20 protein-coding genes, 1 tRNA gene and 1 pseudogene are annotated in these 19,264 nt (G+C 35.5%); 16 read left to right on the plus strand and 6 right to left on the minus strand.

Translation table 11 applies throughout. From position 1 onward, the window contains the following. Positions 1-32: 32 nt before the first annotated feature. The 4 genes from AC1B0Z_RS11070 (at position 33) to AC1B0Z_RS11085 (ending at position 2,436) form a co-directional block, all read left to right on the plus strand. Complete coding sequence (locus AC1B0Z_RS11070) at positions 33-1,091, plus strand: type I restriction endonuclease (protein WP_483792049.1); 1,059 nt, start codon at positions 33-35, stop codon at positions 1,089-1,091. A gap of 5 nt (positions 1,092-1,096) precedes the next feature. Continuing rightward, positions 1,097-1,462 (plus strand): hypothetical protein, encoded by a 366-nt coding sequence (locus tag AC1B0Z_RS11075; protein WP_483792051.1) that lies wholly within the window; start codon positions 1,097-1,099, stop codon positions 1,460-1,462. Positions 1,463-1,615: 153 nt separating this feature from the next. Next, entirely contained in the window at positions 1,616-2,095 is a 480-nt protein-coding gene (locus AC1B0Z_RS11080; protein ID WP_483792053.1) for a thermonuclease family protein, read from the plus strand. Beyond that, positions 2,092-2,436 (plus strand): hypothetical protein, encoded by a 345-nt coding sequence (locus AC1B0Z_RS11085; RefSeq protein ID WP_483792055.1) that lies wholly within the window; start codon positions 2,092-2,094, stop codon positions 2,434-2,436. The genes AC1B0Z_RS11080 and AC1B0Z_RS11085 overlap by 4 nt, the downstream gene beginning before the upstream one ends. On the opposite strand, the gene AC1B0Z_RS11090 is transcribed toward AC1B0Z_RS11085, so the two are convergent. The 4 genes and pseudogenes from AC1B0Z_RS11090 to rseP form a co-directional block, all read right to left on the minus strand. Further along, positions 2,427-2,543 carry a GIY-YIG nuclease family protein gene (locus AC1B0Z_RS11090; protein WP_483792056.1) on the minus strand — a complete coding sequence of 39 codons (117 nt, stop codon included), beginning with the start codon at positions 2,541-2,543 and terminating at the stop codon, positions 2,427-2,429. The two genes, AC1B0Z_RS11085 and AC1B0Z_RS11090, sit on opposite strands and share 10 nt — an antisense overlap. 72 nt (positions 2,544-2,615) lie before the next feature. Then, a pseudogene (locus tag AC1B0Z_RS11095) lies at positions 2,616-2,867 on the minus strand (GIY-YIG nuclease family protein); the annotation flags it as partial. A gap of 187 nt (positions 2,868-3,054) precedes the next feature. Next, positions 3,055-3,128 (minus strand) — tRNA-Asn (locus tag AC1B0Z_RS11100). 73 nt (positions 3,129-3,201) lie between these two features. After that, positions 3,202-4,548: an RIP metalloprotease RseP gene (gene rseP / locus AC1B0Z_RS11105; RefSeq protein WP_483795293.1), complete on the minus strand. Its 1,347-nt coding sequence runs from the start codon at positions 4,546-4,548 to the stop codon at positions 3,202-3,204. A gap of 173 nt (positions 4,549-4,721) precedes the next feature. On the opposite strand from rseP, the gene AC1B0Z_RS11110 reads away from it, so the two are divergent. From AC1B0Z_RS11110 to AC1B0Z_RS11125, 4 genes are all read left to right on the plus strand, one after another. Next, a complete protein-coding gene (locus AC1B0Z_RS11110) occupies positions 4,722-5,396 on the plus strand; it encodes an SCO family protein (RefSeq protein ID WP_483792058.1) in 675 nt (224 codons plus the stop codon). Positions 5,397-5,604: 208 nt separating this feature from the next. Next, positions 5,605-5,841: a FeoA family protein gene (locus tag AC1B0Z_RS11115; protein ID WP_483792059.1), complete on the plus strand. Its 237-nt coding sequence runs from the start codon at positions 5,605-5,607 to the stop codon at positions 5,839-5,841. Next, positions 5,834-7,948, plus strand: a complete 2,115-nt coding sequence (feoB, locus tag AC1B0Z_RS11120) for a ferrous iron transport protein B (RefSeq protein ID WP_483792061.1) — start codon at positions 5,834-5,836, stop codon at positions 7,946-7,948. Before AC1B0Z_RS11115 ends, feoB begins: the two co-directional genes overlap by 8 nt. Before the next feature lie 207 nt (positions 7,949-8,155). Further along, positions 8,156-9,037 (plus strand): 3-keto-disaccharide hydrolase, encoded by an 882-nt coding sequence (locus tag AC1B0Z_RS11125; protein WP_483792062.1) that lies wholly within the window; start codon positions 8,156-8,158, stop codon positions 9,035-9,037. A 6-nt stretch (positions 9,038-9,043) separates the two neighbouring features. On the opposite strand, the gene AC1B0Z_RS11130 is transcribed toward AC1B0Z_RS11125, so the two are convergent. Further along, complete coding sequence (locus AC1B0Z_RS11130) at positions 9,044-9,700, minus strand: metal-dependent transcriptional regulator (RefSeq protein WP_483792064.1); 657 nt, start codon at positions 9,698-9,700, stop codon at positions 9,044-9,046. A gap of 100 nt (positions 9,701-9,800) precedes the next feature. Here AC1B0Z_RS11130 and AC1B0Z_RS11135 point away from each other — a divergent pair, with 100 nt between their 5' ends. The 8 genes from AC1B0Z_RS11135 to dcm all read left to right on the plus strand — a co-directional run bounded on the left by AC1B0Z_RS11135 (position 9,801) and on the right by dcm (position 18,966). Next, positions 9,801-12,155, plus strand: a complete 2,355-nt coding sequence (locus tag AC1B0Z_RS11135) for a TonB-dependent receptor (RefSeq protein ID WP_483792066.1) — start codon at positions 9,801-9,803, stop codon at positions 12,153-12,155. A 20-nt stretch (positions 12,156-12,175) separates the two neighbouring features. Then, complete coding sequence (locus AC1B0Z_RS11140; protein ID WP_483792067.1) at positions 12,176-12,631, plus strand: thioredoxin family protein; 456 nt, start codon at positions 12,176-12,178, stop codon at positions 12,629-12,631. Positions 12,632-12,645: 14 nt separating this feature from the next. Beyond that, positions 12,646-13,578 carry a metal ABC transporter solute-binding protein, Zn/Mn family gene (locus AC1B0Z_RS11145; protein ID WP_483792069.1) on the plus strand — a complete coding sequence of 311 codons (933 nt, stop codon included), beginning with the start codon at positions 12,646-12,648 and terminating at the stop codon, positions 13,576-13,578. Positions 13,579-13,952: 374 nt separating this feature from the next. Continuing rightward, the gene (locus AC1B0Z_RS11150) at positions 13,953-14,144 is read left to right on the plus strand and encodes a hypothetical protein (RefSeq protein WP_483792071.1); all 192 of its coding nucleotides are present in this window, start codon (positions 13,953-13,955) and stop codon (positions 14,142-14,144) included. Between the two features lie 67 nt (positions 14,145-14,211). Beyond that, positions 14,212-14,946, plus strand: a complete 735-nt coding sequence (locus tag AC1B0Z_RS11155) for a metal ABC transporter ATP-binding protein (protein WP_483792073.1) — start codon at positions 14,212-14,214, stop codon at positions 14,944-14,946. Between the two features lie 384 nt (positions 14,947-15,330). Further along, on the plus strand, positions 15,331-16,458 hold the full coding sequence (locus tag AC1B0Z_RS11160; RefSeq protein WP_483792074.1) for a metal ABC transporter permease: 1,128 nt from the start codon (positions 15,331-15,333) through the stop codon (positions 16,456-16,458). Beyond that, entirely contained in the window at positions 16,451-17,611 is a 1,161-nt protein-coding gene (locus AC1B0Z_RS11165; protein ID WP_483792076.1) for a metal ABC transporter permease, read from the plus strand. The genes AC1B0Z_RS11160 and AC1B0Z_RS11165 overlap by 8 nt, the downstream gene beginning before the upstream one ends. A 74-nt stretch (positions 17,612-17,685) precedes the next feature. Next, positions 17,686-18,966 (plus strand): DNA (cytosine-5-)-methyltransferase, encoded by a 1,281-nt coding sequence (dcm, locus tag AC1B0Z_RS11170; RefSeq protein ID WP_483795294.1) that lies wholly within the window; start codon positions 17,686-17,688, stop codon positions 18,964-18,966. On the opposite strand, the gene AC1B0Z_RS11175 is transcribed toward dcm, so the two are convergent. Further along, entirely contained in the window at positions 18,918-19,250 is a 333-nt protein-coding gene (locus AC1B0Z_RS11175) for a PmeII family type II restriction endonuclease (RefSeq protein WP_483795295.1), read from the minus strand. The two genes, dcm and AC1B0Z_RS11175, sit on opposite strands and share 49 nt — an antisense overlap. Between the last annotated feature and the right edge of the window lie 14 nt (positions 19,251-19,264).

A 19,264-nucleotide genomic window follows, 5' to 3' on the forward strand; every position in this document is an offset into this window, starting at 1 on the left:
AACGAAAAAATTGATCTTAAAAAAATAAAACCATGGAACTCCAAAACCAACTAAAAGCCATAAGCAGTAAAATCAATCAGCTTAAAGATAAGATTGATACTGAAGAATCCACTAAACACGCCTTTGTACTGCCGTTTATAAATGCTTTGGGTTACGATGCCTTTAACCCCACCGAGGTAGTGCCAGAGTTTACCGCAGATTTAGGATTGAAAAAAGGTGAGAAAGTAGACTATGCTATTTTTCAAGAGGGTGCCCCAATACTGATTGTTGAATGCAAAAATTGGAAGGAAGTGCTTAGCAACCACAACTCTCAATTGTTTCGGTATTTCCACGTTACAAAAACACGCTTTGCGCTTCTTACCAATGGTATCCATTACAGGTTTTATACCGATTTGGAACATACCAACAAAATGGACGAAAAGCCATTTTTGGAATTTGATATTACCAAACTAAAAGACAATGAGATTGCAGAAATAGCAAAGTTCCACAAATCAAAATTTGATGTCCATAAGATAGTTACCACGGCCAGCACCCTAAAATACACCAAAGAACTTAAAAAATGTATTTCGGAAGAGTTAACCGCACCCACACATGAGTTTACGCGCCTATTTGCAAACAGGGTGTACGATGGCAGGTTAACTGAAAAAGTTATGGCAGAATTTACAGAACTTGTACACAAAGCCTTTAACCAAACCATAAGCGAAAAGGTAAACGACCGCTTAAATGCGGCACTTAACAAAGAAGCCGAAAAACAGGAAATGGACGCCATAGAGGTAACTGTTGAGGAAAGCAAAGTGGTGACCACCGATGAGGAACTGGAAGGTTTTAGAATTATCGTTGCTATTTTAAGGCGCAAACTGCCAATTGATAGGATTGCACACCGCGATACCCAATCCTATTTTGGTGTTTTATTAGATGACAACAACCGTAAACCATTGTGCAGATTGCACCTAAACGGCGGCAACAAATACATTGGGCTTTTTGATGCGCACAAAAATGAAACACGGGAATTGATTACCTCTGTTGATGATATTTATCAGTTTGAAGAAAGGCTTTTGGCTACGGTTGGGTTTTACGAAGAAATCGATTGAATGGGATGAGGGGAAATATAGTCATATTACTTTTTACATCTTTTATTTCTTTTTCAAATGCACAATCGTGTGAGGAATATATTGAGTTTGTTAAGTCTAAAAGTCACGGAACAACATACAATAGTTATACTAGTACAGCAATATCCAAAGTTACATTTTACAACGTAGCCATAGACTACAAAACCTTTTACTTTGCAATTGTTTGTTTTAAAAGAGAATACTCGTATGGTTGCAGTGAATATATTTATCAAGTAAGCTCAAGCACCAAAATGTATTATTCAATGAATTATTTAGATAGTGCCGGAAAAGCATTTTGGAAATACATTCAACCTCATAATAAAAATTTAGGCTGCGCTCCAGATTTTGATTAAAAAGTGTAGTTAGATATACTATTAACTTGAGTTCTTTGTAAAAAATAGTGTCAATTTGAATGTTTTTTGCCCCAGCAAAAATGTATCGAAAACAAATGGTTTTTATAGCTTTGTCCCCTACCCGCAAATGCCCAACCTATTAAACTAATAGCTGTGTACAAATTCATTTTATTTCTTTTGATTGCCTTAAACTGCTATTCCCAAAAACAAATAATATCTGGTAAAGTAGTTGCAATAACAGATGGTGATACGTTTAAGCTTCTAAAAATAGACTCTACGCTAATTAAGGTAAGAGTAGCCAATATAGACTGCCCAGAACGAAAACAGCCTTTTTCAACCAAGGCAAAACAATTTACATCGCAGGCCATTTTTGGTAAAAACGTGACATTGGAGTATCTAAAAAAAGACCGTTACGGCCGTTTTATCTGTAATACCATTTATAACGATTCTATGAATTTAGCCCACGAGCTTTTAAAAAGCGGTTTAGCGTGGCATTACATTAAATATTCAAAAGATGCCTATTTACAAATTTTAGAAGACGAGGCAAGAGCGCATAACGTTGGTTTATGGAGTGTTAAAAACCAAATTCCACCTTGGAAATGGCGTAGCAATAAAAAGAAATCCAAAAAATGAAAACAGGCAAAATAATCCTTCTTTTAATTTTAACTGGGTTTTCGTTTGGAGCCTTTGCACAAAACGTTTACACTACTAAAACAGGCGAGAAATACCATAAAAGTAATTGTAAATACCTTAAATACTCCAAAAAAGAGATAACGTTAAAAAGGGCAATTGATTTGGGGTATCAGGCATGTTCTGTTTGCAACCTCCCTAAAACTGGCAAAACATCATTAAAGACTAAAGAAAAACCAAAAAACACTGCTGCCAGCCAATGTTTGGGAAAGACAAAATCTGGTTCAAGGTGTAAGCGAAAAACTAAAAATGCCAATGGTAAATGTTATCAGCATCAATCATAAATAAATTCTACTGTGTTGTGCCTTTTTATTCGGTTCCACGGATTGCTTGATGAACCGCAATAGTACTTATCAAAAGTTTCCGAAAAAATTATATAGAAATAAAACATAATAAAAAAAGCCCCAACATTTAATGTTAAGGATTTCGCTCCTCAGGCCCGTACGTGCGGGAGACCCTCTGATTAATCCCGCACGTGCGGGACTCTAACCAACTGAGCCAGTTTTCCAGATAGAACAAAGTTGGGGTCAATCAACTTTAGCAGTAGGGTTCTGCTCTTTTGTTTTTTTACAAACCGCTCCACTTTTTCAGCTTCCCCTCTTGTGCTACCCGCTTCAAAAACCGCTTTCAGTTTCCAAGGCCTATATTTTGAAGTAAACGTGTTAAACTCTACCGTGTTGTACTTTTTTAATCGATTCCACGGATTGCTCGATGAACCGCAATAGTACTATCAGAAGTCTCCGAAAAAATTATATAGAAATAAAACATAATAAAAAAAGCCCCAACATATAATGTTAAGGCTTTCGTTCCTCAGGCTGGGTTTACTTCGACTTCGCTCAGCATAAACTTCTCGCCCAGCGATACACAAAAAAACCCAACACTTTCGTGATGGGTTTGTTTTGCTCCTCAGGCTGGGCTCGAACCAGCGACCCTCTGATTAACAGTCAGATGCTCTAACCAACTGAGCTACTGAGGAAGATCTCTTTTCGCTTTTGCGAGCGCAAATATATATTAATTTTTATTTACAACAAATTTAATGATTAAAAAAATCAATCAAAAATAGCTTTGTAAATATCGTTGCCGTTGGCAAATAAAACTAGAGCAATTAAAATGAAAAAACCTACCATTTGTGCATATTCCATAAACTTGTCTCCAGGCTTTCTTCCAGATATCATTTCGTAAAGCAAAAACATGACGTGACCTCCGTCTAGTGCCGGAATAGGGAGCAGGTTTAGAATCGCTAACATAATTGATAAAAATGCAGTAATACTCCAAAATGCTTGCCAGCTCCAAGTGTCAGGGAATATATCGAATATCGCCTTGAAACCTCCCACGCCTTTATATGCGCCGGTACTTGGACTAAAAATAAGTTTTAACTGATTGAAATAAGACCCTATCTGATTGATAAACTTATTGTAACCAACTCCAAAACTTTCACCAAATGAATATGTTTTGGTTACCACCTTATAGTACCCAAGACTTTCTAATGTTTCAAGATCTATTTGTGCAAAGGGTACAATTCCAAATTTACCATTTTCATTCAGCTTTAATTGACGTGTTATGTCGTTCTTATCACGAACTAAAACAACTTCTACGGTTTGTCCCTCCAGTCCATCGACCGCAGCTTCCAATTGATCAAAATACTTTAATTCTTTTCCGTTTATGGTTTTAAATACATCGCCTTGCTTTAAGTCGGCCGAATTATTTAGTGATGAGTCGGCTACCTTTGCGACAACAAATGGTAGTCTCAGTCCAAACAGACTTCTATCCTTACTACTTGATAATTGACCTAGGAAATCTTCTGGTAAATCGATTTTTTGTTCTGTACCATTTCTGCTTATAGTTACCGATTCGGCTCCTAAAAAATTTGCTCGGATATCTGATTCATTTTCAATTTTAACACCTCCAACAGAAATAATTTTGTCTCCCGTTTTAAAACCCAAATTGGTCAACAATTTATTTTCTATCCAATAACCATCAACTACACTATCTGCCGAAATATCAGTATCGCCGTAATAAAACGACGCAAAAATGTAAATAAGCAATGCTAAAACAAAATTTACCGTAACGCCTCCCAACATGATGATTAACCGCTGCCATGACGGTTTGGAACGAAACTCCCATGGCTTAGGCTCTTCTTTCATCGCTTCGGTATCCATGCTTTCGTCAATCATACCGGATATTTTAACGTAACCACCTAATGGTAACCACCCAATACCGTATACGGTTTCACCTATTTTCTTTTTGAACAGTGAAAACTTTACATCAAAAAACAGGTAAAACTTCTCTACCCTAGTTTTAAAGGCTTTCGCGGGGATAAAATGACCTAACTCGTGCAACACAATAAGCAGTGAGAGACTAAGTAGAAATTGGGATATTTTTATAACAAACTCCATATACGCTTCATCAAAAATTGAAATAACCGGACAAAAGTAACGTTTTAAAACCAAGTTTAAAAAGTAGCCCATCTATTATTAGGTTGATTTAACAGTAATTTATGTATGCCCTAAATATGTGAAGCGGGGATTTCATCGTATTTTTGCAGAAATTTTACTTTAAAGTGCGTTAAATGCTGTCGTTTTTCAAAGATTATAAACTATTTGCTGTTGTTTTTGGCATCATATCCGTGATTATTATTGCGATAATTTATAACACGTTAAATGTGTACCAACCTTTGCCTATTTATCAACCTAATATGGTGAGTACAGAGTTGGTGGATAGTACACTGCAATACAAAAAGAAATATCACAAAATAGCTGATTTTAGTTTGACCAATCAAAATGGTAAGACCATCACACAAGATGACTATAAAAATAAAATTTATGTTGCTGATTTCTTTTTTACTACCTGCCCCACTATTTGCCCTATTATGACAAAAAATATGGTAGAGATTCAACAAGAATTTTTGGATGATGATGAGGTGATGCTCTTATCACATTCGGTTACTCCAGAAATTGATACCATAGCGCAACTAAAGCGTTATGCCTTAAAAAAAGGCGTGGATGATGATAAATGGAACTTAGTTACAGGCGACAAAAAGCAAATATATGGGCTTGCCCGAAAAAGTTATTTGGCCGTTAAAACCAATGGTGACGCTGGCCCGTTTGATATGATACATACTGAGAATTTTATGCTGATTGATAAAAAGCGGCAAATACGCGGTTTTTACGATGGCACTAAAACTGAAGATATTGCACAGTTGCTAGACGATATTGCGCACTTAAAAAAAGAGTATCGCCAATAGGTACTGATGTGCCTTTTACGCTAGGGATTGTGCTTCGAGAACCTCAGCAAGCAAAGTGGCAGCTTTTGGTCCCGCTTCAGCGGAAAGCCCGACCCTTTTTACCCTGAGCCTGTAGAAGGGTAGGGTAACGCCCAAATAATTACAGTTTAGCTTTTAAACTTATAAAGATTGCTGTATTTTTGCTTCTTTAAAATCAATCTAAATAAGCTTGAAGCAAACTTTAGCACATTTAAAACGAGGGCAACAGGCGATAATCGCTGATGTTTCATCGCCCGAAATTCCTTTAAAACTCCTAGAAATGGGCTGTTTGCCAGGGAATTCTGTTACGCTTTTGCAGGTTGCCCCTTTTCAGGACCCATTGTATTTAAACGTAAATGGGACGCATCTCGCCATAAGAAAAGAAACGGCTTCCTATATTTTAATTGAAAAAGTAACGCATGAGTAAACAAATAAACGTTGCTTTAATTGGAAACCCAAATACGGGCAAAACCTCGGTTTTTAACGCGCTAACGGGTTTAAACCAAAAAGTTGGTAATTACCCAGGGATTACAGTTGAAAAAAAACAGGGTGCTTTTAAGTTGTCAAATGGGGATAAAGCTCGTATTATTGATTTACCCGGTACGTATAGTTTAAATGCTTCTTCATTAGACGAAAGCGTAGTTATTGAGCTATTGCTTAATAGAAATGATAACGATTTTCCTGATATAGCTGTTGTTGTTACCGATGTAGAAAACCTTAAGCGCAATCTTTTATTGTTTACGCAAATAAAAGATTTGGAAATCCCCACGATATTGGTCATTAATATGGCTGATAGAATGAACTATAAAGGGATTTCTTTAGATATAGATTACCTGGAAGAAAAACTACACACCAAAATTGCCCTAATTAGTACGCGGAAAAATGAAGGCATTGATAAACTTAAAGACTTAATTGCAAACTATAAAGCCGTTTCAGCAAGCTCTTGTATTGATACTTCAACGATTGACCCTGAATATTTTGGAAGCTTGAAAAAAGCGTTTCCTAACCAATTGTTATACAAGCTTTGGTTGGTAATTACCCAAGACGTTAATTTTGGAAAGGTTGATCGAAACGCATTTGATGCAGTAGCCGATTTTAAAACTAAAAGTAAGGTTGACTTAAAGCGATTACAACAAAAAGAAACCATTAAACGCTATCAATTTATTAACGACGCTTTGGCAAAAGGACAAACCATCAACCTGAATGAAGCCAAAGATTTACGTATAAAATTGGATAGAATTTTAACCCATAAATTTTGGGGTTATGCAATTTTTGCATTTATACTTTTGGTTATTTTTCAGGCTATTTATAAATGGTCTGAAATCCCTATGGATTTTATCGATAGTTCTTTCGCGTCGTTAAGTGCTTGGGTACAAAATACGTTGCCTTCTGGAGCATTTACCAATTTGCTCTCAGAAGGTGTTATAGCTGGCTTGGGGGGTATTGTAATTTTTATACCCCAGATTGCATTTTTGTTTCTGTTTTTGGCGGTGCTTGAAGAAAGTGGTTATATGAGTCGTGTTGTGTTTTTGATGGATAAGGTTATGCGCCGCTTTGGCCTTAGTGGGAAAAGCGTAGTGCCATTAATTTCAGGAACTGCTTGCGCTATTCCTGCAGTTATGGCTACCCGAAACATTGAAAACTGGAAAGAGCGCTTAATTACAATTTTAGTAACACCGTTCACTACCTGTTCCGCAAGACTGCCTGTATATTTAATCATTATCGCACTGGTAATTCCAGAAGGTAGTTTTTTAGGCTTTAGCTATAAAGCTTTAACCTTAATGATTATGTATGTTTTGGGTTTTGCAGTGGCTATTCTATCGGCACTACTACTTCATAAAGTACTAAAAATAAGAAGTAAGAGTTATTTCCTTATTGAAATGCCAAGTTATAAAATACCGCTTCCTAAAAATGTTGCTATTACAGTTTTAGAAAAAACCAAGACTTTTGTTTTTGAAGCTGGAAAAATTATCCTTGCTATTTCAATTATCTTGTGGTTTTTGGCATCCTACGGTCCGGGGGATAATTTCAATAATGCTGAAAATATTATAGTTACTGAAAATCCAAATCTTAGTACAGAGATTTTAGATGATAAAATTGCGGAATATAAATTGGAACATTCTTACATAGGTATTATCGGTAAAACTATTGAGCCCGTTATTAAACCTCTGGGGTATGATTGGAAAATTGGTATTGGCCTAGTAACATCATTCGCAGCCAGAGAAGTATTTGTTGGTACATTGGCCACAATTTATAGTATTGGAAGTGCCAATGATATGGATGATGAAGACAAGGCGCAATCCATCATAAAAAGTAAAATGCAAAAAGAAGTACATAGTGATGGTACAAAGGTTTTTACCTTGGCTTCAGGAATTTCATTATTATTGTTTTATGCTTTTGCTATGCAGTGCATGAGTACCCTAGCTATCGTAAAAAAAGAAACAAATAGTTGGAAGTGGCCTACGCTACAATTGGTTATTATGAGTAGTTTTGCATATCTTGTAGCTTTGATTGCGTTTCAGTTTTTAAAATAAGAAAATACAGAATGAGATTATTTAATTATGAATGACATTCTTCAAAACATATTAGTATTGGCAACAGTTGGTCTCGCAGTGTTGTTTTTATTTAAAAAATACTTCTGGAAAAAACCTAAACCTAAAAAGGTATGCGGTAAAGATGGTTGTGGTTGCCATTAAAAAAACTACTTTAGTACATATTCCAACGCATTAAAATTTTTCAAAATGAAAAAGAAGTTTTTTCTACTCTTATTTTTTCTAGCTTTTTTCGGATACACCATCTCTCAAAACACAAAAGCTATAAAGCTTTTAGATGCTAACCTTACAAATTTCAACACATTTATTGGCGTACCACATAGCACTGTAAGCGGCTTACCAGAAGGCACATTTCAATCTGATAATGTTAGAAAAGGAACGCCTTTAGGCTTAAACAATGATATAAAACATGTGTTTACGACTACAAATATTAGCGGCGAAACGATATTAAATGTTTCGGGTGAAATTTATGGCAGCATCACTACCAAAGCCAATTATAGTAATTATCATTTTAGTACCTTATTTAAATGGGGTAATAAAAAATGGGAACCTAGATTAGAGCAAAGAAAAGATTCTGGTATTCTATACCATAGCTATGGTGACTTTGGTCGTTTTTGGAATACTTGGAAAACCTGTCTCGAATTCCAGGTACAAGAAACAGATTTGGGTGATTTTATTTCGCTTAATGGCAATACTGCTTCTCCACAAGTTAGCGGCCCTAAGGTTGAAATTAGAGGAGATGCTAATGCTGACCCCAAAAAATATAACCCCAATCTAAACACCTATTTTGAAGGCAAAGGTTATATACATGCTGCTTTAGAACCACAAAACCCTCATGGAAGCTGGAATCTTTTAGAACTCTATGTTATAGGCAATGATGCAGTACACGTTGTAAACGGAGAAATTGTGATGGTAGTTGAAAACGCCACAAACCCAGAAACTAACAAACCTTTAACCGAGGGCCAAATACAAATACAATCAGAAGCTGCCGAGTGTTATTATAAAAACATGACCATAACACCCATTACAGAATTTCCTGAGTTTATTAAATCGCAGGTGCGCTTTAAATAGTTGATTTTAAGATAACTTTACGTATAAATTATTAGCAATAAGATTTGATACAACAAGACTAGTATTTGCTATCTGCAAGGTTATAGAGTTATCAAAAACCTCTTTGTGAATAACTTTAAAAGAAGTCCCCAACGCTATATCATGGGCATCTAAATACTGAAGAAACTCGGTTGAAGAATCAATAACACCAACACAAATACAAGTATCTCCTATTTTAGTCTCAGATAATAAAATCTTATCAATTTTCTTTATGTTTCCAGTAGCATCAGGAATGGGGTCACCATGTGGATCGTGCGTTGGATGTCCTAAAAACGCATCGAGTTGAGTTACTAGTTTTTCAGATTTTATATGCTCTAATTGTTCTGCAACATCATGAATTTCATCCCAAGAAAAATTTAATTTCTCAACCAAAAACACTTCCCATAAACGGTGTTTTCTAACAATATTCATAGCCACCACCTTACCACTTTCAGTTAAAGAAACACCTTGGTATTTTTTGTAATCTACATACCTTTTTTCAGATAGTTTCTTTACCATATCGGTAACCGAAGAGGCTTTGGTATCCATTTCTTTAGCAATAGCATTGGTGCTAACATTGATTGCGCCTCGCTTTCCTAAATGATAGATGGCTTTTATATAATTTTCTTCTGTGAGTGTAATCATTTTTAGTATTTACGCTACACAAATATAATTATAAATATAGTAGTTTAAAATAATTTTTAGATTAATCTAAAAATATATTTATATTTGCATAAAAAAGTTTATGAAACATGTCGTTTTAGTCATTTTAATACTTCCGTTTTTAGCGTTTGCACAAAACGAGAAGACTAAAATTTCTGGTACAGTAACATCAAACGGATTACCTGTAGCCTATGCTAGTGTTTATGTTAAAGGTGGATTAGATGGCGTTAGCACAGACGAAAATGGCGTATATGAACTTAGCGCTCCTATTGGAAACATTACAATTATAGCATCGTCTCAAGGCTATCGTTCTGAAAGTAAAGCCATTTTCCTATCTACTGTAAAAAATGAAACGTTAAATTTCTCGTTAATTGAAGATGCACTTGGTTTAAATCAAATTGTGGTTAGTGCCACCAGAAATCGCATTAGTAAAAAGGAAGCTCCGGTAATTGTAAAGGTGCTTAGTCCTACGTTATTTAAAGCGACTCAATCACTCTCGTTAGCAGATGGATTAAATTACCAACCTGGAGTTCGTGTAGAAACCAATTGCCAAAACTGTGGGTTTACACAAGTGCGATTAAACGGACTTGAAGGCCAGTACACACAAATACTAGTGAACAGCCGCCCTGTTTTTAGTGCGCTTAACGGGGTTTATGGTTTAGAGCAAATACCTGTGAGTCTTATAGATCGTGTAGAAGTGGTGCGTAGTGGCGGTTCTGCCTTATTTGGCTCTAACGCTATTGCAGGTACTGTAAACGTAATTACCAAAGAACCTGTAAACAGCAGTTGGGAAGTTAATTCTACGTTAGCACTTATTGATGGTACTACTGCAGATAGAAACGTAAATGTAAACGCCTCTGTAGTGAGTGAAGATTTATCTAGTGGCGTTACTATTTATGGAATTTTTAGAGACCGTGATGCTTTTGATGCTAATGATGATGGCTTTACAGAACTCACCATTCTCAATAACAATTCTCTTGGGGCTAAAGCCTTTTTAAGACCAAATGATAACAGTAAAATTGGTTTTGATTTTACGGCTATTAATGAGTACCGCCGCGGTGGTGATAAATTGGATTTGGCACCACAGTTTACCGATATTACCGAAGAATTAGATCATAATACATTGTTTTCAGGTGTTGATTATAGTTTGTATAATGATGACCGCACCAACAACCTCAGCGTTTACACATCGATTCAACATACAGATAGAGATAGCTATTATGGCGGTTTGGGAGGCGGCAGAACAGCAACAGATTCTATTTTAGCCAATAGTGCCTTCGGAAAAACAAAGGATATCGCTTTTGTTGCTGGTGCAAAATTCAGTCATACATTTTCCAATAAGGATATCATCACTTCCGGAATTGAATATCAAGTAAACGATACAGATGACGCCATTACAGGATATAATCGCGTGGTAGATCAAAATGTGAAAAGCTTCGGATTATATGGACAATATGAGTGGAAACCAACGGATAAATTCTCGGCTCTTGTCGGGGCAAGATTAGATAACGTAAACGTAGATGGTTTGTATACCATTCAAGATATTGCCAGAACATCTAATGTTTCTGAAACGGTTTTGAGTCCCCGTTTAACCTTGTTATATAATATTTCGGATGCCCTTCAGTTTAGAGGCGGTTATGCAAGAGGATTCAGAGCACCACAGGCCTTTAATGAAGATTTGCATATTTCTTCTGTTGGAGGTGAACAACGTTTCGTGATTCTTTCTGAAAATTTAGAAAGTGAATTCTCAAACGCTTACACTGCTTCCATAGATTTCACAAAAGACTTTAATACAACGCAAACTAACCTTTTAATAGAAGCGTTTTATACCTCATTGCAAAACCCGTTCACTATTGTAAGCACCGGAAGTTCGTTGCCGAATGGTTCTATTTTAGAAGAATCGCGCAACGGCTCTGGCGCGTACGTTGGTGGTGCCAATATAGAAATGACGGTATCTCCAAATCCGGATTTGTTTTTTCAAGTTGGTGCTACCTTTCAACAATCCATCTATAAGGAATCTCAACTACTATTTGAGGCAGACAGTAGTGTTCCTGATGAAACCGATGTCGTTATAAATAGTTTTGTACGCACCCCAAATATATATGGATTTTTAAACTCTAATTGGCAAATAAACGATGGATTAAAACTAGACCTTACAGGTAGTTTTACAGGCCCAATGGTAGTGCCAAGGGTAGTTAGCGATTCTGGATTTATAGATTTAGTAGATTCTGAATCATTCTTTGATATAACCACCAAACTAACCCAGCATTTTGATATTACAGATACCTTTCAAGTAGAACTTAGTGGCGGCGTGCAAAACCTTTTTAACAGCTACCAAAATGATTTTGACACTGGCGCTGGACGAGATTCTGACTATATTTATGGTCCTAACAGACCACGAACCTACTTTATTGGCTTAAAATTTGGAGATTTTTAATGCTATTTCGACTAAAATACATGCTATTTCTTTGCCTACTAAGTGGTTTCTATCTGACTTCCTCTTCGCAAAATGAAAGTATTAATTGGATATCTTGGTCGCAACTTGAAGACGCCTTAGAAACACAACCCAAACCTGTTTTTATTTTTTTTCATGCCGATTGGTGTGCTTATTGTAAAAAAATAAGGCGTAATGCCTTCACAAATAAACAGGTAATACAACACATAAACACCTACTACTATGCAGTAGAAATGGACGTGGAATCTAAAGAAACCATTGTTTTTGATGGTGTTACTTTTATCAATTCTCAATCCAAAACAAAACGAAATGGGATTCATGATTTGCCGCTTTTATTAGCTTCACGTAAAAACAAACCATTCTCGCTACCAGCCACTTTATTATTTGATGCTGATTTTCAAATGAAAGCACGTATTTTTGAGTATTACACGTCTAAACAACTATTGAGCAAATTATGATTAGCACTAAAAAAATGAGCACTTTAATAAAGAAGACATTAATCTTTTCCTTAATCGGGTTGTTGTCTTTTAGCTGTAAAAATAAAAAGGAAGATAATGGTAAACTAAACGTTGTCACTACAACTACAATGATTACCGATTTAGTAAAAAACATAGGAGACACGTTAGTAAATGTGCAGGGTTTAATGGGTAGTGGTGTTGATCCGCATTTATACAAAGCCAGTGAAGGCGATGTTACCAAATTAGCCAATGCAGATATTATTTTTTATAACGGATTACATCTTGAAGGCAAACTGGTTGAAGTTTTTGAAAAAATGAAGAACAAGAAGACCATTGCAGTTTCTGATGTTTTGGATAAAAACACATTAATTGGTTCAGAATATTTCGCTTCAAATTATGACCCTCATATTTGGTTCGATATAGACTATTGGAAACAAGTGACGAACTACGTTGTAGAAACATTAAGTACGTCCATTCCAGAACGAAAATCTAGTTTTGAAGCTAATGGAGAAGCTTATTTAAAAAAATTAAATGCTTTGAAATCCAAAATTGAATCGAAAATTTCTGAGTTACCAAAAAACCAACGTATTTTGGTTACTGCGCATGACGCCTTTAATTATTTCGGTAAAGCTTTTGATTTTGAAGTGGTTGGATTGCAAGGATTGTCAACTGCAACTGAAGCTGGGGTGCAAGACGTACAAAAACTATCGGCTTATATTATAGAGCATAAAGTAAAAGCTATTTTTGTAGAAAGCTCGGTACCAAAACGTACTATTGAAGCATTGCAAGCCTCAGTAAAGTCAAAAGGACATGAGGTTACCATAGGTGGAACTTTATACTCCGATGCGCTTGGAGATTCAGGAACAGTTGAAGGAACATACATTGGCATGTTTGAGTATAATGTGAATACAATTGTGGAGGCGCTAGCCCCTCCTAACCTCCCCTAAGGGGAGGAATTCACCCTTGCTTTATAAGTTTAGAGTTTAGAAATTTGAAAAATAGTTTTGAAATAGAATTTATTTGGCAAAAAAGCCAACACCCGAGTCAATTCGGTAGAATTGATTGTCAAGGCGCAGAATAGATGCGGAAAAGCTCCGAGAACAGGAGAACGATAGTTCGACGCGGAGTTTTCAAATCGGTTTTCTCCTGATAAGAAGAAAAAATCCTCGGCTTGAACTTGATTTCCTGCCTGCCGGCAGGCAGGTTTGATTTGATGTATTTAGTTCAAAACATCCACTGGAAGTTTCAAACTAAATAGTGCATCAAGGCAAAATGAACGTTTATATTACTTACATTTATTAGATAAGTTTAATTAAAAACTATGAACGAATTAAAATTACATGCTTGGGGTTCTCACGACCATTTGGAAGCACTTCGGAAAAGATATAATTCTCTAAAAGAAAAAATTAAAGGGAATACAGAATTGACAGAACCCCAGAAAGAATCGAAATTGAAAGCACTGGATGAGTCTTTCAAAGAAGAGAAGAAAAACATTCAAAACAACAACTATTAATTTGAATCCGCTAATGTTATTATCAATTTAGTTCAATCAAATATTGCTTACTCAAAAGAAATTAAAAATGAGCAAAATAGCCGTAAAAGTAGACGACCTCACCGTAGCATATAACTACAAACCAGTACTTTGGGATATTGATTTAGAAATCCCAGAAGGCGTGCTCATGGCAATAGTAGGGCCTAATGGCGCAGGAAAATCCACCCTCATAAAATCTATTTTAGGCATTTTAAAACCCATCGCAGGAAGCGTAACTATCTACGATAAACCTTATGAAAAACAACGCCAACTCGTAGCCTACGTGCCGCAAAAAGGCAGTGTAGATTGGGATTTTCCAACCACAGCACTCGATGTTGTGATGATGGGAACTTATGGCAGTTTAGGCTGGATAAAACGCCCTGGACAAAAACAGAAAAAAGCAGCATTAGAAGCTTTGGAAAAAGTGGGGATGCTACCTTTTAAGGGAAGACAGATTAGTCAGCTTTCTGGAGGGCAACAACAACGTATATTTTTAGCCAGAGCCTTAGTGCAAAATGCTTCAATTTATTTTATGGATGAACCATTTCAAGGTGTAGATGCCACTACCGAAATTGCCATCATCAACATTTTAAAAGAATTACGAAAAGCAGGAAAAACGGTAATTGTAGTACACCATGACTTACAAACGGTTCCCGAGTATTTCGATTGGGTAACATTCTTAAACGTAAAAAAGATTGCCACAGGCCCAGTTAAAGATATTTTTAACGACGATAACCTGACAAAAACCTATGGTATTAATTATAAAGTAAGTGTGCAGGAATAAAAGAGTAAACAGTTTACAGTTTCAGTAAGCAGTACTAACTCAAAAATAAATTTAAAACTATGTTAGAGCAAGAATGAGGTCAGCAGAAAGTCCAGTCCCAAATTCCGATGCAATCGGAATCATCAATCTGCAGAAATAATGAGCGAAGGAATGGAATCGCAAAGCGCAGCTTTAAGCGTGTAATTCCGAAAGCGAATGGTGCTTTAGCAATTTCCTAAGATTGATTTGATCTTTTGGTTCGATGTATTTAGTTCAAAACGTCCACTGGAAGTTTCAAACTAAATAGTGCATCAAGGCAAAATGAACATAAATAAATTACAAGATCCTGAATCAAGTTCAGGATAACAAAAATAAGATAACGCGAAACCTAGCTTCGCAAAAATTATGGACATTACAGAATACATAAAACTCGTTTTTACAGACTATACCTTAAGAACCATCACACTTGGCACTGCAATTTTAGGCGCTGTAACTGGGATGTTGGGCAGTTTTGCTGTACTTAGAAAACAAAGTTTATTAGGCGATGCCATTTCTCATGCAGCACTTCCGGGTATCGCTATTGCATTTTTACTTACAGGCACAAAAGATACGAACGTACTTTTGTTAGGTGCTTTAATAAGCGGACTTATAGGTACATTTTGGATTAGAGGCATCATTAAAAAAACACATTTAAAATCAGATACTGCATTAGGTTTAATCTTATCATTGTTCTTTGGTTTTGGTATGTTACTGCTCACCTTTATTCAAAAACAACCCAATGCCAACCAAGCAGGGTTGGATAAATATTTATTCGGACAAGCGGCAACTTTGGTCGAAAGTGATGTATGGATGATGGTCATCATTACTGGTATTTGTCTGTTCGTACTTTTGCTTTTTTGGAAAGAATTTAAAATCCTTTTGTTTGATGCAGACTATACAAAAACATTAGGTTTTAACACTAAGACTATTGATATTCTCATCACCAGTTTTATCGTGCTGGCCATTGTATTAGGGCTTCAAACAGTAGGCGTTGTATTGATGAGCGCCATGTTACTTGCTCCTGCTGCTGCTGCAAGACAATGGACCAATAGTTTAGGCGTTATGGTGTTTCTATCTGCTATTTTTGGCGCGTTTTCTGGAGTTTTCGGTACAGCTGTAAGTGCTACCCAAAACAACTTATCTACTGGTCCCGTAATTGTTATTATTGCTAGCATATTTGTACTTGTATCCTTCGTGTTTTCACCAAGTCGTGGTTTACTATTCAAACAAATTAGATTTATAAAAAATCGAAGGGATTTGCAATTACACAAAACTCTAGCTTTTATGTATAACATTGTAGAAAGTCATGATAACATCTCGCATCCGCACGCTATTAAAATCCTAAATAATTTTCAAGGGTATACCAAAAACACACTTCAAAAATTAGTTCAAAAAAACTATGTAAAATTAGAAGGAAACATGTGGAGCTTAACAGAAGATGGGTTCCAAACCGCATCAAATTTATACAACCAACAAAACGATAATAATGAGTAGCGCACAAATTGAAATACAGTTAATTGCGAGTTTTGTTGCTGTCGCCTGTGCAATTCCAGGGACATTCTTAGTGCTAAGAAAAATGGCTATGATTAGTGATGCTATTAGTCATTCTATTTTACCTGGAATCGTTATTGGTTTCTTTATTACTCAAAATTTAAACTCACCACTGTTAATTCTTTTAGCTGCACTGACCGGAATTTTAACCGTTGTTTTAGTGGAGTATATTCAGAAAACGGGGCTTGTTAAAGAAGATACCGCTATTGGCTTAGTGTTTCCTGCACTATTTAGTATAGGTGTGATTATGATAGCTAAAAATGCTAATGACGTACATTTAGATGTGGATGCAGTATTATTGGGAGAACTTGCTTTTGCTCCTTTTGATAGATTAATCGTTTCAGGAGTTGATATAGGCCCGAAATCACTGTGGATTATTGGAACTATTTTAATCATAACCATCGGGCTATTATTCGCCTTTTTTAAAGAACTAAAAGTAAGCACCTTTGATGCAGGTTTAGCCGCTTCTTTGGGGTTTTCTCCTGCCATAATTCATTATGGATTAATGACTGTTTCTTCCGTTACAACCGTTGGTGCTTTTGATGCCGTTGGAGCCATTTTAGTAGTTGCGTTAATGATAGCTCCCGCCGCAACCTCTTATTTATTGACCAATGAGTTAAAACGCATGCTCATTTACGCTATTTGTTTTGGCGTTTTTAGTGCGATTTCTGGATATTGGGTAGCACATTGGTTGGACGCTTCCATTGCAGGATCTATTACTACAATGCTCGGGTTACTATTTTTAATAGTGTATTTGTTTGCGCCAAGTCGTGGTATTATCGCTGTGCTTTATAGAGAAAAACAACAACGTACAGAGGTGTCACTTCTCACCTTTTTATTGCATTTAAAAAATCATACAGAAGAACGAGAACGCCATGTAAATCACCTCAACGAACACATTAATTGGCAAAAGGTACGCTCAAAATCAGTTTTAGATTTAGCTTTGAAAAATAACATGATTCAGTTAGATAAAAATATTGTATCCTTAACTGAAAAAGGCGACGAATTCACTTCAAAAGCTATCGATTATATCATCACTAATAAAGATGCACAGATTGAAGACATGAAAGATGATTTCTTTTTGTTTAGGGGGTAAAATCATTTATTCGATTTAATTTTTTCATTTCGTTTAAAATATTATATTTGTAACCATGTATAATGTTGTGTAATTTGGTTATGAAAAAATACTATTCTATCTCGGAAGTTTCTGATATTCTTCAAAAAAGCACTGAAACCCTAAGAAGGTGGGACAATACAGGAAAATTACCAGCAACACGAGAGCCTATAAGTAATTATAGAACTTATAGAAAAGAACAATTAGAACTATTCCCAAAATTTAATGAATTCATTAATAAAGATGGATTTATTGGCAACAAAGAAACTCCAAATAAAGAATATTCTGTTTTAGAATTGTTTGCTGGAGCAGGTGGTTTAGGTTTAGGATTAGAAAAAGCAGGTTTAAAATGTGTTGCTTTAAATGAAGTTGATAAATGGGCTTGTGAAACTTTAAGGCAAAACAGACCTAATTGGAATATCTTAGAAGGAGATATAAAAAACTTTAGTTTTTCAAAATATGAAAATAAAGTTGACATTGTAACAGGTGGCTTTCCCTGTCAAGCATTTAGTTATGCAGGAAAAAAATTAGGGCTTAACGATACAAGGGGTACGCTTTTTTACGAATTTGCCAGAGTTGTTAATGAAGTAAGACCCAAAATTTGCCTTGGTGAAAATGTAAAAGGTTTATTGAGTCATGAAAAGGGTAAAACACTTGAAGGAATGATTTCTGTATTAGATGAGATAGGATATAATGTTGTTACACCTGTCCAAGTTTTGAAAGCCATAAACTATAATGTCCCTCAAAAAAGAGAACGCATTATATTAATAGGTATTAGAAAAGATATTGATTTAAAATACAAGTATCCGCTACCCTATGCCGAAATTTATAATTTAAGTGATGCTTTAAAAAAAGGAAAACTCTTTGATTGTGATGTACCAAAATCAAAAGGTTCTTCCTATCCAGAACACAAAAAAAATATATTAAAACTAGTACCACAAAAAGGCTATTGGAGAGATTTACCCCTTGATATTCAGAAAGAATACATGCAAAAGAGTTTCTATTTAGGTGGAGGTAAAACTGGAATGGCTAGACGTATTGGTTGGGATGAACCTTGTTTAACATTAACTTGCAGTCCTGCACAAAAGCAAACTGAACGTTGCCACCCTGAGGAAACAAGACCATTTACTATTAGAGAATATGCTAGAATTCAAACTTTTCCAGACGATTGGAGCTTTAGCGGCTCTATATCTCAACAATATAAACAAATTGGAAACGCAGTTCCTGTCAATTTAGCCAAAGAAATTGGATACTCTTTAGTAAAGTTTTTAAATACTTATTATTCTAATCAAGAAAATTTATCTTCTATTTCTTTGGAAAGTGTTTCAATGGTTTGATGTAACACATTTGTACCATCAACTTCTAATGCTACATCTCCAACAGCATCAATTAAATCAAAATAGAAATCTTCTTTTCCTGTTAATCTATGCCAAAAATCTTTACCAATAATTACAGGAAATTTTTCATTTATTCTTTTGTAATGGGAACTGACCTCAGAAGTTTCACCATAAATTACTCCAACAATCAAATCATTAATCCCAATATTTAAATTGTTTGTTCTAGCTAAGTTTATAGTTGCATTAAAATGATTGAAAATAGTTTCTACATCATCAAAATTTATGGTATTTGGCCCTG

It is taken from the genome of Hyunsoonleella sp. J2K-J805, assembly GCF_057167125.1.

Coding starts and splice junctions, on each gene's coding strand:
- AC1B0Z_RS11135 (WP_483792066.1), top strand. CDS start 9,801: ATGAAACATGTCGTTTTAGTCATTTTAATACTTCCGTTTTTAGCGTTT.
- AC1B0Z_RS11140 (WP_483792067.1), top strand. CDS start 12,176: ATGCTATTTCTTTGCCTACTAAGTGGTTTCTATCTGACTTCCTCTTCG.
- AC1B0Z_RS11110 (WP_483792058.1), top strand. CDS start 4,722: ATGCTGTCGTTTTTCAAAGATTATAAACTATTTGCTGTTGTTTTTGGC.
- AC1B0Z_RS11165 (WP_483792076.1), top strand. CDS start 16,451: ATGAGTAGCGCACAAATTGAAATACAGTTAATTGCGAGTTTTGTTGCT.
- AC1B0Z_RS11130 (WP_483792064.1), bottom strand. CDS start 9,700: ATGATTACACTCACAGAAGAAAATTATATAAAAGCCATCTATCATTTA.
- AC1B0Z_RS11075 (WP_483792051.1), top strand. CDS start 1,097: ATGAGGGGAAATATAGTCATATTACTTTTTACATCTTTTATTTCTTTT.
- AC1B0Z_RS11155 (WP_483792073.1), top strand. CDS start 14,212: ATGAGCAAAATAGCCGTAAAAGTAGACGACCTCACCGTAGCATATAAC.
- AC1B0Z_RS11070 (WP_483792049.1), top strand. CDS start 33: ATGGAACTCCAAAACCAACTAAAAGCCATAAGCAGTAAAATCAATCAG.
- rseP (WP_483795293.1), bottom strand. CDS start 4,548: ATGGAGTTTGTTATAAAAATATCCCAATTTCTACTTAGTCTCTCACTG.
- AC1B0Z_RS11125 (WP_483792062.1), top strand. CDS start 8,156: ATGAAAAAGAAGTTTTTTCTACTCTTATTTTTTCTAGCTTTTTTCGGA.
- AC1B0Z_RS11160 (WP_483792074.1), top strand. CDS start 15,331: ATGGACATTACAGAATACATAAAACTCGTTTTTACAGACTATACCTTA.
- feoB (WP_483792061.1), top strand. CDS start 5,834: ATGAGTAAACAAATAAACGTTGCTTTAATTGGAAACCCAAATACGGGC.
- AC1B0Z_RS11150 (WP_483792071.1), top strand. CDS start 13,953: ATGAACGAATTAAAATTACATGCTTGGGGTTCTCACGACCATTTGGAA.
- AC1B0Z_RS11085 (WP_483792055.1), top strand. CDS start 2,092: ATGAAAACAGGCAAAATAATCCTTCTTTTAATTTTAACTGGGTTTTCG.
- AC1B0Z_RS11090 (WP_483792056.1), bottom strand. CDS start 2,543: ATGTTTTATTTCTATATAATTTTTTCGGAAACTTTTGATAAGTACTAT.
- AC1B0Z_RS11145 (WP_483792069.1), top strand. CDS start 12,646: ATGAGCACTTTAATAAAGAAGACATTAATCTTTTCCTTAATCGGGTTG.